The organism is uncultured Algibacter sp. (assembly GCF_947487575.1).
GTDB lineage: Bacteria > Bacteroidota > Bacteroidia > Flavobacteriales > Flavobacteriaceae > Algibacter_B.
In genome coordinates, this window is the sequence record NZ_CANKXG010000006.1 from 63,377 (window position 1) to 79,747 (window position 16,371).

Here is a 16,371-nt window from a genome sequence, read left to right on the forward strand (position 1 = left end):
AAATCGGTTTAGTTATTGATTAAAAAATTATTTTACTCATAATAATTGACCACAAGATTCTCTTATTTCAAGTTTTGTTTTTAAGACAGTTGGCTTTATGTCTTGCTGAACTGTGCTTTCAATTTTATTTAATAATATTTCTATGACTGAACAACCTATTTCTTTAATAGGCTGAATTACCGCTGTAATTGGTGGCTCAACAATATCAAAAGCACTTAACTCATCAAAACTAACAATTGCTACATCTTGCGGGACATTTATATTTAGTTTTTTAAGTACTCTTAATCCTTGTGAAGCCAAATAATGCGTTGCAAATACAATAGCATCAACAGGTGTTGAACTTAATATTAATTTTGATACAGCCTTTTCAATTTCCTCTAAATATGCTTCGCGCTCAATTTCAATTATATACTCTTTTCTTGGTTCAATATTAAAACTTTTCAATGCATCATTATATCCCAAAAGTCTTTGCGCAATAGGTTCTAAAGCTGGTTTCAATGTTATCAACCCTATTTGTTCTCTGCCTAAATTTAAAAGGTGCTCAGTAATTTTTTTAGTGCCTAAATAATTATCAACTACCACATAATCGGTATCCTTATTAGGGTAATGTCTATCAAACAAAACAAAAGGAAACTTCTCTTTTTTTAAAAAATCAATTTCTTTTTGATTCTTCTGCGTAGATGCTATAATTAGTCCATCCACTTGCCTATTTAACATTGACTGTATTAGCTCTCCCTCCTTTTCAGGATCTTCATAAGAACTACTAAAAAGTACTGTGTACCCTTGTTCTTTTGCTTTCCTTTCAATTACACCCGATACTTTAGAATAAAATGTATCTGAAATATTAGGAATAATTAAACCAATAGTTTCACTCTTACCTCTACTTAACCCACGTGCTAATTGATTTGGAATATAGTTATGCTTTTTAGCATATTCTATTATTCTTTGCTGGGTATCTTGACTTATTTTATTTTCGTCTCCTTTATCATTCAAAACCAGCGAAACTGCCGTCTTGGAAACATTTAAATCATTTGCAATATCTTTCAGATATACCTTTTTCATTTAGTAAAACTAAAACGGTTTAGTCTTAGCTATACAAATAAAGTTAATTAGATTTAAATTTCCTAAATTTTTGCTTTTAAAATTTAATATACATAAATCAACTGAACAAAATTATTGTTTATTAACCTTCTTATAAATTGAAAAAGTTAAACTACTACCCGTTTGCAATTCACAAAATAACCGTACCATGAAATATATAAGAAACACAACAATGGTAATATAAATGAAAAGTTAACCTCTGAAACACCTAATACTTTAGTATCAGATACGCCATTACCTCCCAAATCTATAATCATGCCTTGCAATTTTGGCATTAATGCTCCGCCAACAATAGCCATTACTAATCCTGCTGACCCAACTTTTGATTGCTCTTCAGTTAAATCTCCAAGTGCAATTCCATATATTGTTGGAAACATTAAAGACATACAAAATGACACACCCACTAGCGCATACAAACCAACAATACCGTTAATAAAAATAGTACCTAAAACAAAACACATTGCCAATACAGCAAAAACCATTAACAAGTTACCAGAACTCATAAATCTTAACATATAAGTGCCAATAGCTCTACCAATTGTGAATAATATAAACGCAGCCATTTGATAATAGCCTGCTGTAACACTATCCATACCAATAGCCTCTGCATACTGATAAATGTAAGTCCAACACATTATTTGGGCACCAACATATAATATTTGAGCTAAAACACCTAAAGTGTACTTACTATCTTTAAACAGGTTACCAAACGTATCACTAATACTAGGCATTGCGCCTTCCTCTTTAGATTGTGGCATTTTAGCAACCAAAAACAAAACAAAGATGCCTAGAAGAACGAGCCCAAGAATAACATAAGGATTTCTAATTACTAATAAATCTGATGTTTTTATTAAAAGTTTTGAAGCTTCATCTAAAGCACTGAAATTTTCTATATCATCAGATTTTAAATTTTTTAAAACAAACTGTTGCGCAACAAATAATCCTACAATTAATCCTATTGGATTAAATGCTTGTGCCAAATTTAAACGTTGAGTTGCTGTTTCTTTTGGCCCCATAGCAAGTGCATAAGGGTTGGCGGCAGTTTCTAAAAAAGCTAATCCAAAAGTTAAGACATATAGCCCCAAGCAAAAAAACCAAAATTGCTCTGTTGTTGCGGCTGGATAAAATAATAAAGCGCCAACGGCATATAAACCTAAACCTATGAGAATACCAGTTTTATAAGAATACTTCCTCATAAACATAGCAGCTGGTAAAGCCATACAAAAATACCCGCCATAGAATGCCATTTGCACCCATGCTGCTTGTGAATTTGAAAGCTCTAACACCTTTTTAAATGCTTGAACCATGGGGTCTGTAACTGCATTTGCAAAACCCCAAAGCGCAAAAAGTGATGTTACCAAAATAAAAGGCAATAGCATCTTTTTAGGGACAACTTCAATTTTTTGTTTTGAATTCATGTATTGAATTTAAATTATAGAGTTTAATTTATAAACATCAAATGTCGCATTTAAGCTATAATAGCATACAGACATTTTATTCAAAAACATGGATGTTTTCAAAATGAAAAATTTTAGAACGCCTTAAAAGACATAAAAAACACTTTACTTTAATAATTTACTAGGAGCGTAACCAAATTGCTTTTTAAAAACCCTACTGAAATATAAGGGGTCATTAAATCCAACCATATCCGATACTTCAGAGACATTGTAGTTTTTAGTTTTTAAAAGTTGAGCTGACTTTTTTAAACGAATGGTTCGAATGAACTCGTTAGGAGACAAATCTGTTAACTGCTTTATTTTTCTGTATAATTTAGAAGAACTCATAGCCATTTCATCTGAAACGAAACTTGGCGATAAATTAGGTTCGTTTAAGTTGGTTTCAATAACTTCTTTGATTCTAGATACTAAATCAATATCAATTTGAGAATGTGCCAAGGTCATTACATCGCTTTCTGCAACCCCTGAAAAACGTTGTTTTAAATCAAAATGAATTTTTATAACGTTATCTATTCTCGATTTTAATAAGGCGGGGTCAAAAGGTTTAACTAAGTAGCCATCTACTCCAATTTTATAGCCCTTAATTCTATTTTCGTTTTCTGCCAAAGCTGTTAACAAAATAACTGCTATATGACTAATATTTTCATCATTTTTTAAGGCTTCTACAAACTTAAAACCATCCATTACTGGCATCATAACATCTACTACGCACAATACTGGTTTTATCTTTTTACAAATTTCTAAGCCTTCTTTTCCATTTTCAGCTTCATAAACTGTAAAAAAGTCAGACAAATAGTCTACAGCATATTTTCTAAGTTCAGAATTATCTTCTATAACTAATATTTTATGCTTAACATCAATATTTAAATTTTTGGTTTTAGATTCAGTTTGATTCAACACTAAAGGAGCATCTTTAATAATTTCCTCAGTATTCTTTTGAGAATTCTCAGTATCTACTTCTTGTATTTCTTCAGTTGTAAAAGCATTTTTATAAACTGGCAATTCAATAGTAAATACACTTCCTTTTTTAGTTTCACTTTCAACCTTTATTAAGCCTTTATGAATTTCTACCAAGGCTTTTACTAAGGAAAGTCCTATACCAGTTCCCGTTGTATTCTTCATACTATTTTTAGCTTGATAAAATCTTGAAAATATTTTTTCCTGACTTTCTGAGGGTATACCAATACCATCATCACTAACTTCAATGATTAAGGTTTTATTTTTTTTATCTCCGATACCTATAAATAAATCAACATTACCATGATTATCAGTAAATTTCATTGCATTTGACAACAGATTATAAAGCATCTTATTCAACTTATCAATATCTACCCAACACATAATTGCATCGTCTTCGGTATTGAAATTAAAATTGATGTTTTTTGACTGCGCTAACTCTATAAAAGAATAGAAAACACTTTTTGTGCTTTGTATTACATCAACTTCTGAAACTTTTAGTTTTAGTTCTCCAGTTTCAGCTCTTCTAAAATCTAATATTTGATTTACTAGTCTTAAAAGTCTGTTGGCATTTTGATGAATTAAACCAATTTTATGTTTTGATTGACTTCCTCCAACTTGTGCATTTAGTAATTGTTTTGCTGGACCTAAAATTAACGTTAAAGGGGTACGCAATTCATGAGAGATATTTGTAAAAAACCGCAGCTTTTCGTTATTTAATTTTTCATCTCGTTCTCTTTTTACTTTTTCAAGTAAAAGTTCTTGCTTTAGTTGAATACGGTATTTAATCTGTTTTCTTAAAAAATAAATAAAAACTGAAAGTAACACCAAAACCAAAATAAAGAATTGGTATGTTAACCAAAAAGGAGACGATATACTTATATTATAAGTTGATACATCACTCCAATATCCGTTATTATTAGACGCTTTTACCCTCAAAATATAATCATCAGGATATAAGTTAGTGTATTGAACTGTTCTTGAATTACTTGTAGTTGTATTCCAGGTATCATCAAAACCTTCTAGCTTATATTCATAGGTATTTAACCGCTCATTGGCATAAGATGGTATTGCAAACTTTATTGAAAAATTACGATTGCGATATTTTAATTCAACTGAATTATTATAGTTTAAATCTTTATTAAGAACTATTTGATTATCAATTTCAATTCCTGGCAATACTTCCTTGTTTTGTATTTTAAAATCCGTTATTAAAGGCTTAGGCGCGTTGGTATTTTCCTTTATATCAATAGGTGAAAAATATATAATATCCTTGTCTCCACCTATATAAATTCTTGTGTTATCATATTGCAAAAACCCACGTTTATTAATAAGATTTGAACGCACACCATTGTTTATGTGAAACGATCTGTACTCGTTTTTTTCTGGGATATACTTTACAATCTTATTATAATTCATATTTAACCATAAACAGCCATGAATGTCAGTTGTCATATCTGTTATCCAACTATTCTTCAATTCTACAGGATTCTCTTTAAGAAAAAAGTCATCTCTTAATGAATCATAATAATTAAGCCCTTTTCGTGTACCTGCCCAAACTGTACCCTTACCATCAATAATAATGTCTTTTATTTTATTATTAGATAATCGTCTTTTATTTTCCTCAAATTTGTAATGCCTTGTTTCTTTATTTTCTATGTTATACTTAACTACACCTTCTTCTGTAGCCAACCATAAAACATCTTCTTTATCAGGTACAATTTTATTAATATCTTGCATAGCATCAAGCTCAGGATTAATTTTTAAAGACGTTCTCTTTTTTAAATCAAACTCAATTAACCCTTCTCCAACAGACCCTATTAATAACTTGGTATCAGAAATTTTATAAAATGTTGATATTGGAGATGATTTTACACCAACATTTAGCTCTGTTACGCTGTTAGTTTTTAAGTTATAGTTTAGAACTTTTCCGCTCCACAATCCTATAAAAAACTCAATATTATCAATGGTATAAATACTACTTATTCTCTTGTAAGATTTTAGTATTTGCTTAAATGCATTACCATATTTTATATACAATCCGTTAGAATTTGTTCCTACTAACACTTTATTATCATAGGTTTTTGCAAAGGAGCTTATAACTGGAATATTGCCACTTGAAGTAAAATTTGCCTTTATAGATTTAAATTGATTTTCGTAAGGATCTAATTTATCTAAGCCATTCTCTGTACCTATCCATAGTATGCCAGATTGATCAAAATAAAGAGATAAAATATAATTATTTACTAAAGAACTCGTGTTTCTAATATCTGGAATATACCTATTAAATGTGTTGTTTTTTATATCCTCAATACTTTCACATTCTATAATACCGTTTAATGTACCAAACCAGTATTTTCCATCAGGAGCAATGGTATAGCATCTAAAATAATCAGTAGAATTATCTTTATGAATCAGGCTAAACTCGTTATCAATATTATTAAATTGATATAATCCATCTTTTGTTCCTACATATAACTCATGCAACTTATCTTCTAAAATAAAATAAGCGTCCGAATCATTAATTAGTTCACCTTTTTTAGGAGACAACTTATAATTTTTGAAATTAGAAATATTATTTTTTTCATCTATAGTAAGACTAAAAACACCTTTATTAAAAGTTGTAAACCATATTTTACCATCGCTAGTTTGATATATTGACCTTATATTCTTAGCTCCATCTGCATTGACTTTATAAAAACGTTCTTCTTTTTTATTAAAATAACATATTCCATTTTGCATGGTACCCACCCAAAGTCTATCTGAGTTATCAATAAAAATAGACCTGATTTTATCTCCTACAATTGCATTCTTCTTATTTTTATTGCTATGATACGTTTTAAATGTGTGTGTTGGAATATTGTATTTAGTTAGACCAAAGTCTGTTGCAATCCAAAGATTATCGTGCTTGTCTGCAACAATCTCTAAAATATCATCACTATTCAGAAAATTAGGATCATCAACTTTAACTTCAAAGGTTTTAAAATCGTAACCGTCAAACCTGTTTACTCCTCCAAATGTACCAATCCACAAAAAGCCTTTACTATCTTGTACAATAGACCTTACTGAGTTGTGAGATAGTCCATTTACTTCATTATAATGTTCAAAAACGAGCTCTTGAGCACTTGTTATGCAAGTACTGATAAAAATGAAAAATATAAACAGTCTATTCGTTTTCAAATTGGTGCTCGATATTTAGTTAATTATAATTTTGTGCTCTTCTAAATTTATCACAAAATTTTCAGATGGCTCACCATTTAAAAACTTTTTAAAGATGAAACAAAACTGATTGAAGTCTTTTTGTCTATTAGAAGGTGTTTTTAAAAGCTGGAATTTACCCTGAAACAGTTCAATGATTTGTTTGTAATTATCTAATCTTTTTTCTCCAATATCACTAAAAGCAAGAGCATCTGCAGAACGCAGTCGATATAAATCAAAAAGCATATCAAAACCTGTCCAAGTTTTAAATTCAGTATTATTTTTAGTATCCCCTGAAGCAAATTTCAGTAAATCCTCTCCTGTTGCTTCCACTAGAAAATCGGTAAAAGAAATATTCCAATCTTCTTCTAAAAATCGTAATCGTACCAATTCCTTTAAATGAAATTGGGTGAAATCTTTATAACTCTTAGCTTTTAAAATAGTAGAATCCCATACTATTTTTGAGTTATTCTTTTTCAAATTTTGATGTTCTTGTTTGTAAAGGAAAAATAACTCCCTAAACCTAGGAACACTATCCACTACAATAGTTTCTATTTTAAATTCTTTGGCTGATACAGTTGCTATTTTATAGGCGGGAATATATGCTGCTAATGATGGAATTTGAACGTTTACCAAACTACCATTTATAAAGGTTGCTATGCCCGTATCATTAATATGCATATGACCGCCAAAATGGACTTTTACACCAGCATTTACAAAAGCTTTTGCTACAGCTTCTTTAGGTACTCTGTGCAATTGCATTTTAGTTTCTCCTAATAAATTTTGAATATGTTCTGAGGCACCATCGTTAAAATCTACAGTTGGATAATGACTAAAAACGATTAGTTTTTTATTTAACTTTTCTGCACGTTGCGTAACAGTCTTTATCCAATTTAGCAAGTGTTTTTTATGCGTTAAAACATTATTATAACCAATACTTGCACTACTGTAATTTTTTGAATTCTTTGGCACATAAACATTCGCATCAATAGCTAAAAACCAAAGTCCATCCGTGGGTTCTACTAAATAACTTACATCTGGAATTTTGTTTCCAAAAGGCGGAATTTCATAATTTCTATTTGATAAATCGGCTTGTTGTATTGCCTCATTAAATTGATAATTTGAATACGTATAATCTGAAAACGGTGTTTCCCAATACACATCTTTTTCCTTTGGAAAAAAGCCAAAATCCTTTAATTCGGAAAGAATTTCTTCATACCCTAACTTAGCAATATCTTTGGTGAAAATGGGGTTCAATTCTTGATTTTCTTGAGCTTCAAATGCTTTTTCGGAACTAAAAATAGGTTGTTGATTGCCACCTTCTCCAAGAAAATCGTATTTACCCGACTCTTGGTAAAACGGGCGCACAGGGTCATGATTACCTGTTGTAAGTATAAACTCAATATCATGCGCTTCTGAATACTTTTTTAATATTCCTTTTAGCCCTTTTATGTTCAGCATTTGTCCATCGTCACTAAAATCGCCTGGTAAAACCACATATTTTATGTTACGAGACGCTACATCATCTAAAGCAGCTAAAAAAGCAAAATAATTTTCGTTGAATAATCGCGTAGATTGCAATTGTGATTGCATGGTTCTTGCCAAGGTATATTTGCCTGTTGCTGGATTTAAAACACCTTTATACTCATTATCTGAAAACGTTCCGTAAATATCTTGCAAATGCACATCTGCCATAAAAGCCACTTTAAAACTCTTATCTGTTTTTCCTTGCTTCTCATTACAAGAAAACAATAGCAAACCAATAAAAATGACACTAAGTCTTTTGAACATTTAGATACTACATTTTAGTTTCTGGAGGAAATGCATACGATTTTTTCCATCCTCCAAAGTCGATTAAAATTTGGTCTATCATTACGCCAGCATCTACCATCCAAATTTTTAATTTGTGTTTTCCTGCTGTATTTACAATTTGCTTTACAGATTGTACGGATGCATTTTTTAATACATTTTGTTTCCAAGCATCACTTCTTCCAAAAGTTTGAAAATCGACTACAACAGGTTCTGCATCATCAATAGCTATGGCACAACGCACACCTGTTTTATTGTTGGGTGCATGTGTTGGAATGGCTTGTAAAAACACATCAACCTCTCCAAAATTAAACGCATAAAAATCGTATTCTAAAATAGGGCTATTTTGTTTTATATCTTCCAATTCTGTTTCAGAATTTGCTTTTCGTGGTAAAGCCACACTTACATTTCCTGTGTAACCAACACCATTAAAAGTAGTCCATTTTGCTTCTTTCCCATCAACTTTACGAGAAAAATTTTCTGCATTTATAGAAACAAATCCTTTGTCTTCAACAAATCCTTCATAATCTTCTAACTCCTTTAATTTTGGATTAAAAACAGATACTCCAATATGAGTCGTTTTTCCTTTTGAAATAAAATCTATTCCAGAATTTACTTTAAAACTTGGTGGAATCAGTTGATAATCGTGCCCCAAAGGTGCTTCTTTTCTGTTTTCTCCTTTCGGGACTTTATCCCAATCTATAGCTACCCAAATACGCTCTTCTAAATGGTTTTTATTTAGTATTCCTGATGTTTTCGATACTATAATCCAATCTGCTTTAGACACTGCTTCCCATTCCAATTCTTCTTTTCCTTTTAAAAATAAATCGATGTAATACTTGTTTTTGGTGTAAGCATTAAAAACGGGTAAAACATCGGCATAGGAATTTATAACCGCATCATTTACTTCCATTTGATAGCTTTCTAAAGCCATACCCAAAGTACTCGTTTTTTCTTTTAGGGGGATTGTTGCCGTTGGTTCAGCAAACACAGGCAAATGCCTTGGCGCCATAGTCATAATATGCTTCCACTTTCCGTTTTGGAGCGTATTGTTAAAATAGTCCGTTTCTTTTTGAATTGCTTTAAATGCATCAAAAGATTTTGTAGCAAAGTCGCTAGCACTTTCTCTTCCTTGAGCTGCAACAAATTTATTTTTATAACTGTAAAGCCATTTAAGATTTAAATTTGATGCGCCTGTAATGGGATAATGAATTAGTTGGTAAAAGGCATCTTTTCGGTATGCTGGAATGTTTTTTTGAATTTCATTTACATCACTAATTAAATTTTGATGTGCTTGAATGCGCTTACCAACTTCATCACCATAATGATATTGTGTCAACTCCGTTTCTCCTGATTTGGTAACCGGTTCTACGCTACTCCAAGCCATAAATTCTGGTCTGCGTTGAAAGGCCAATTGGTTATATTGAAACATCAAATTGGTAATAGCCTTTGCGTTTTCTTTTCCAAATGCATTAGCACTCCAATTTAGATGGTGTTTTCTAACTGAATCGTCATTTTTAAAAGCATCAATATTCCAAGCCATATCTAAAAATAACTCGATATTGTACTCGTGTGGTTTGATATCCCCACAATTTAAAATCCAAATGTTTTGAGACCCAAAATCATAAGCTTTCGTCATTTCCTCCCACATTAAAACAGGGTTTGTAGAATTTAACCATAGGTAATCGTGGGGTCTTCCCCAATACGAGGTATGGTAATAAACTCCTGCCCCTCCACTTCTTTTTTGTTCATCTTCATTACTTAATTGGCGCATGTATCCGTAATTATCATCGGTCCAAACCAAGCTAATATCTTCGGGCAAGTCTAAACCACTTTGGTAATAACGTAGCACCTCTTTATAAGGCACAAATGCCTGTGGTTTTGCAACTCCTCGCTTTGTATTGGCTTTAAGAATCTGACGTTGGTCGGCTATCACTTTTTCTAGAAGTTTTACTTGAGAATCGGTATCGTCTTCGCCAACTATCATAGGTGAATCGTGTTCTCCACGCATTCCAACGGTATAAATACCTTCAAAATTTGCCGTTTCTTTTGCTCGTTTTTTAAATAATGATTTTATGGATTCTGAATTCGTATCGTATCTATAATCGCCCATAGTTTCATGATGCCATTCTGCGTTTATATTACACAGCATGGGTTCTGCATGCGAACTTCCAATAACTATGGCATAATTATCGGCAACTATTTTATTTTCTGGATAATGATAAAATGCCTTTGTGCATTTATGCATTGCAGGCCAAATGGTATTAGCTCTTAAACGTAATAAAAGTTCAAACACTTTTGCATACGTTTTGGGGCCAATATCTCCCGTTTCAGGTTCGTAATTTAATGCAGCCCAACGTTGTAAGCCCCAATCTTCATCATTTAAAAAAATGCCTCGATATTTTACTGATGGCGCACCATAAGTCTTGTTTTTTATGTTTAAGACTAATTCTTGTTGCTTTTCTGGTGTAACATCTGCCCACCATTCCCAAGGAGATACACCAATCTTTCGAGATATTTCTAACAGTCCGTAGGCAGTTCCTCTTCGGTCTGAACCGATAATTACTAATGCTTTTTTTATTCCTTTTGAAGGATTATTTATAACTTGAATGTTATATGTTTCCCATTTGCCTTTAATTTGAGAAACATCAATGTTATGTTTTGTAACCAATTGATTGATGTGTTTACTTTTTCCTAATGTACCTGCAATAATTTGATAGGATGCCTTATTTTGATGGATTGCAACTGTTTTCCCTGAAACTTTTTTTACATCGTTTGCTAAAATTTCAGAAGCAATTCTAACCACTTCTGCGTCTTTTTCATCAATGTGTATTGAAGCTATTTCTCCATTTTTAACCAATGGGAATTGAATCGTATTTTGCCCCCATGCGGAAAGACAAAACATTAAAAATAAGAGTTTATATAGTTTAGTCATTGTATTCTGCTGCTTTTTTAATCCTTTCATAAGTGCCATCATCAAACTTCACTTTAAAATCAGATTTAAATAATGTTGATGGCTTATAATAATCGGTAGATATTACTTGCGCTCCCGATGCTTTTGCTTTTTCAAATTTGGTGTAATCGTTTGTTCTAGCTTCTTTAGTTCCTGCGTCGGCGCGCGTGCGCACCATATACCCTTTTGCAACTAACTGCTTTATATATTCAAAATCGGTAATGGGATTATTCACAATTCTAAACGCAGCTTCAGGATTTCCTTCTTTACTATTCACAAAAAACACGCGGTTTTTTAGTGTGTTATCGCCGTCGATGTAAAGTTTGTTTTTTTGTTCTTTTTCATCTAAAACGAAAAGGAATTTCCCTTTACAGTCTTCTAATTTTGGCCAGCCGTTTTTTAGGACTGCTTCTTCTAAATTATTAAAATCTTTCCGCACGTCATCTGGCACTATCAAATCGTCTTTTGAAAAAACCGAACGTATTTCAGCATCTAATTCTTGATAGGCTTTGGCTGAAAACGGCAGTGGTTTTGTTAACTGTTGTAGTGCTTTATCTTTCGTATTCATTAAGATGATAATTGGTGTATGTTTTGGGTTTTCATCCGACCATTGCTTCATCACGCTTAAACAATCTTTGAATAGCAAATGATGACTTCTAAAGTCGATATCTTGAATATGAAACAATTTAAATCCAGATGCTTCTAAAGTATTATCTTCATCATAAGGCATTGGAATAGCTCCAGATTGTTTTACAATTTCTAAACCTTTCGGATTGGAAAAATGACCACCTTTTGGGTCGTAAAACACATCTAATTCTAAATGTCGTAAACCTAGATTTAGTTGTTCTTTAATACTAACATGCTCATATTCTAAAGATTTTGCTTTGCTAGAATCAATAGTTCCAATATAATTTAACAATGGTTTTTCTATACCTATTTTATATGAATTATGACTTCCAATAACCTGAATATCATTCAGTTTTAAATGTGTTTGATCTGCACACCCAAAACAGACAACAATAATCAGACATAAAAGAGCCCGTTGTTTCATTTAAATAGATTTTAAAAGTTTTGGTTTTTCGTTGTATAGCTTTAAAATCAACTCCCCAAATAAGGTATTCGCCCAAGCAAACCAAGACCTAGAGAATTTAGAAGCATCATCTTTATGAAAGGTTTCATGCATAAATCCTGAACCATTATGCGTATTCATCAATTGTTTGATACACCAAACAATTTCCTCATCGCTATCGCTCGTCATGGCTCTTAAAATAATGCCCATAGGCCAAATGGTATCTAAACCTGCATGTGGACCACCTTGCCCCTCGCCTGCTTTCCCTTTAAAATAATAAGGGTTATCATCACTCAACAAATACGCTCTTGTATTTTTATAGACTTCGGAATCGTAAAACGCTTCATTCATCAAATATTTCATGGCGATTAATGACGGAATATTAGGGTCGTCTATACATACTTTATTCCCAAAACCATCTATTTCGTAGGCATATATTTTGCCATAGTGTAAATGTTCTGAAATGGCATATTTATTTACTGCTTGTAATACTTCGCTAGAAAATGAAGCACATTCTTTAGAAAACAAATCGTCTTTAAAAACCGTTTTATAAACCTCACTTAATTGTGCTAAAGACTCTACTGCAAACAGGTTTGATGGAATTAAAAAGGGGTACATTGTGCCGTCATCAGATGGTCTAAATGCAGAACAAATGAGTCCTGCTGGTTTTATTGGTCTGCCTTTTCCACTAAAAGGTGCTGTAACGTTTTTATTTCTTCTTACGCGTTCAAAATAATAGGGTGTTGTTCCGCTTTTGCGTTGTTCTGTTCTTAGGGTTTCTACTGCTAATCGCATGGCCTTATCCCAATCTGCATCAAAAACAGAAGTATCTCCGGTTTCTTTATAATACCCGTAAACCAAACGAACGGCATAACATAAAGAGTCTATTTCCCATTTACGTTCGTGAATACCTGACTGTGGCGTTGGTTTATCGTCTTTCCATTTTGTTGGTCTTGTAACATCTTTGTAAAATGCATTGGCATAAGGGTCTAACAGCACGCATTTGGTTTGCCTATTTATTAAGCCTTTAAATAATTTTTTTAGTTTTTTATCTTTATGAACCAAAGGTAAATATGGCCAAACTTGAGCTGTAGAATCTCGCAACCACATGGCATCAATATCGCCTGTTATAACAAATGTATCTGGTTTATCATCAATAATTTCATAATCTACTGTGGTATCTAAAGTGTTTGGAAAACAGTTTTCAAACATCCACGCCAATTCTTTATTATTGATACCTTTTTTTACATTTTTTATAGTTTTTTCAACAGCATCACTAACAAATGTTCTTTTAGAAGGAATAGGTCTGTTGGAAGTATACGCTTGAAAATCCTGAGCTACTCCTAAAGCAGAACAGTTTAATGCCGTAAGTCCAGCAACACCCAAAGCACTTTGTTTTATAAATTTTCTTCTTGTTGTCATTTATTTAAGAATTAGCATCTGAAAATGGTACGAATAAAATAAGGATTAGTGCCTCTAAGAAAATAGATATCATCCTAATACACTAAAGATAATACACTTTAATTATCTCTGGCTTCCATTTCCATGTTAAGCACACCACCACTTGTTATGTCTTTATGAAACAAGGTAAATTCTTTTAATGACTTACCATTAAAGGTCGCTTCTTTTACAAAAACGTTGGCTTCATTATTATCAGTAGCTAGAATTTCTAAGGTTTTTCCTGAATGATAATCGGGATGCAATTGAATGGAAATTTTATCGAAAATAGGGCTTCCAATTTGATATTCTGCATCTGCATCTGTTCCGCCATTTATTTGGAATAAACCAATTTTCATTAACACAGCAAGACTTCCCATTAAACCTTGGTCTTCGTCTCCATTATAACCTGTTGATGGTGCTAAACCTCCAAAAACGGTAGATGTTACTTTTCGAGACCAATACTGTGTTAAGTCTGGTCTGCCCAGTTTATGAAAAGCAAAAGCTGTTTGTATAGAGGGTTGATTACCATAGTTTATTGGAATCTTTCTGTATTCTGGATGTAATTCTGATGCATGTGATGTACCAGAGGTAAAGTTTAAAGTCTCTGCTTCTTCAAATTGAGTCTTCAATTTATCGGCAGCCACATCTTTTCCTCCCATTAATTCTCCTAATTCTGGAATATTATGAGGTACAAACCATGTGGATTGTGCCCCATTGGCTTCTATAAAACCTTCCTCGTAATTGTAAGGACTATAGTCAGCTTGCCATTGTCCCTTTATATTTTTGGGTTGCATCCACCCTATTTTTTTATTGAATAGGTTCTGATAGTTTTTAGAACGCTTCATAAAATAATCGTAATCTGCTTTCTTTCCTAACTTTAATGCCAATTGGGCTAACGTCCAATCTTGATACGCATATTCTAAAGTTAAACCTGCACCATCTTGATGCCCTCCAAATTTACCTTCTGGATTTGGATGTGGCACAAAACCATTTTTTAAATAATATTTAAGACCACCTCCTTTTTGTGTTTTATGCTCATAGCCCGCCTTTTCCATAATACCATTTGGCATATGGTTTTTCTTTAAAGCTTCGTATACATATTCTAAATTATTTTTAAGAATACCTTTTTGAATGGCACTCACAAAAAATGGTGTGGAAGAACTTCCCGTCATAACATAAGTATAATTCCCTCCTGATGGCCCTCTAGCAACTAAACCTCCATCTTTATAATATTGCAGTAAAGACCATGTAAACTCTTCATAAATTTCTGGATATACTAAGCCCCATAAAGTATTTATTGTCCATTGCGCGCCCCAAAAAGCATCTGAGTTATAATGATTAAACTTAGGCGTACCATCTTCTTTTAAAGGCAATTGCCCTATTCTAAAGCTTTTTCCTGTATTATCTGGATATGCACCATTTACATCACTTATGGTTCGTCTTCCTTGAAGCGCATGCCACAAGTCTGTATAAAATCTCTTTTGTTGCTTTTCAGTATTCCCTTCAACTTTTATTCTTCCTAAAAGACTATTCCATTCGGTTTTTGAGTCTGAAACTACAGCATTAAAATCCCAATGTGGTAATTCTGTTTTCATATTCAAACTGGCATTTTCTTCTGACGTATATGAAATAGCAACTTTCATTAAAAGCGGCGTATTCAAATCCTTAAAATGTAACATGTAATTCCCTGTTTCTTCATCTTTTTGAAGATGATTTACAGACTGATTTAAAGCTATTTTAAAAAATACTTTTAAATCTTTTGGTCTCCTATGCGTTGGCGTAGCTACTACAGAGCCAACAAATTCTTTATCGTTAATTTGTTTTAATATGCCATTTGCATTATCGCTAGGTCCTAAAACGGTATTTAAATTTAATAGGATTCCTGCTTCAGATTTTTCAGGAAATGTATATTTATGAAAACCGACACGTTTGGTGCTTGTTAATTCTGTTTTAATATTAAAACGTTGAAGTTCTAAGCTATGATAACCTGGTTTTACCACTTCATTATCATGACTAAATTTTGAATAGAAATCGGTAAAAATGCTATTTTTATTTTCTTCGGAAAAGGTAACTGGCATTACAGAAACACCAGATATTTGCCAACCATGAATATGGCTAAATCCTTTTATTGTATCTGTTTTATAACGATAACCACTACCCCAAGCTCCATCTATTTGATTATCTGGACTTAAATTTACCATTCCAAAAGGACGACATGCCGACGAAAAGAAAAACCATCTAGAATTTTCTGTATCTAGTTGAGGATAGACCATATTTGAAAAATCGACCTCTTTATAAACCTCATCTGTGATTATTTGTTTACTATCATTTTTACAAGCAAAAACTGATAATAGTATAAATAATATAAAAAATTTACAATATCTCAT

8 protein-coding genes are annotated in these 16,371 nt (G+C 32.3%); all 8 read right to left on the reverse strand.

Going from position 1 to position 16,371, the window contains the following annotated elements; translation table 11 throughout:
• Positions 1-36: 36 nt before the first annotated feature.
• Positions 37-1,062: a LacI family DNA-binding transcriptional regulator gene (locus tag Q0870_RS07795; protein WP_298554146.1), complete on the reverse strand. Its 1,026-nt coding sequence runs from the start codon at positions 1,060-1,062 to the stop codon at positions 37-39.
• A gap of 146 nt (positions 1,063-1,208) precedes the next feature.
• Positions 1,209-2,519: an L-fucose:H+ symporter permease gene (gene fucP / locus Q0870_RS07800; RefSeq protein WP_298554149.1), complete on the reverse strand. Its 1,311-nt coding sequence runs from the start codon at positions 2,517-2,519 to the stop codon at positions 1,209-1,211.
• A 144-nt stretch (positions 2,520-2,663) separates the two neighbouring features.
• Complete coding sequence (locus Q0870_RS07805; protein WP_298554152.1) at positions 2,664-6,695, reverse strand: two-component regulator propeller domain-containing protein; 4,032 nt, start codon at positions 6,693-6,695, stop codon at positions 2,664-2,666.
• A 15-nt stretch (positions 6,696-6,710) separates the two neighbouring features.
• Positions 6,711-8,504, reverse strand: a complete 1,794-nt coding sequence (locus Q0870_RS07810; RefSeq protein ID WP_298554154.1) for a metallophosphoesterase — start codon at positions 8,502-8,504, stop codon at positions 6,711-6,713.
• Between the two features lie 7 nt (positions 8,505-8,511).
• A complete protein-coding gene (locus Q0870_RS07815) occupies positions 8,512-11,457 on the reverse strand; it encodes a glycosyl hydrolase 115 family protein (protein WP_298554158.1) in 2,946 nt (981 codons plus the stop codon).
• Positions 11,450-12,526, reverse strand: coding sequence for a phosphatidylinositol-specific phospholipase C1-like protein (locus Q0870_RS07820; RefSeq protein ID WP_298554161.1), 1,077 nt, complete (start codon positions 12,524-12,526; stop codon positions 11,450-11,452). The genes Q0870_RS07815 and Q0870_RS07820 overlap by 8 nt, the downstream gene beginning before the upstream one ends.
• The gene (locus Q0870_RS07825) at positions 12,527-13,966 is read right to left on the reverse strand and encodes a glycoside hydrolase family 125 protein (protein WP_298554162.1); all 1,440 of its coding nucleotides are present in this window, start codon (positions 13,964-13,966) and stop codon (positions 12,527-12,529) included.
• Positions 13,967-14,064: 98 nt separating this feature from the next.
• Positions 14,065-16,371, reverse strand: a complete 2,307-nt coding sequence (locus Q0870_RS07830) for a GH92 family glycosyl hydrolase (RefSeq protein ID WP_298554163.1) — start codon at positions 16,369-16,371, stop codon at positions 14,065-14,067.

Bases quoted from the DNA above. Each gene is read 5' to 3' on its own strand.
- Q0870_RS07810 (WP_298554154.1), bottom strand. From the start codon at position 8,504: ATGTTCAAAAGACTTAGTGTCATTTTTATTGGTTTGCTATTGTTTTCT.
- Q0870_RS07815 (WP_298554158.1), bottom strand. From the start codon at position 11,457: ATGACTAAACTATATAAACTCTTATTTTTAATGTTTTGTCTTTCCGCA.
- Q0870_RS07825 (WP_298554162.1), bottom strand. From the start codon at position 13,966: ATGACAACAAGAAGAAAATTTATAAAACAAAGTGCTTTGGGTGTTGCT.
- fucP (WP_298554149.1), bottom strand. From the start codon at position 2,519: ATGAATTCAAAACAAAAAATTGAAGTTGTCCCTAAAAAGATGCTATTG.
- Q0870_RS07830 (WP_298554163.1), bottom strand. From the start codon at position 16,371: ATGAGATATTGTAAATTTTTTATATTATTTATACTATTATCAGTTTTT.
- Q0870_RS07820 (WP_298554161.1), bottom strand. From the start codon at position 12,526: ATGAAACAACGGGCTCTTTTATGTCTGATTATTGTTGTCTGTTTTGGG.
- Q0870_RS07795 (WP_298554146.1), bottom strand. From the start codon at position 1,062: ATGAAAAAGGTATATCTGAAAGATATTGCAAATGATTTAAATGTTTCC.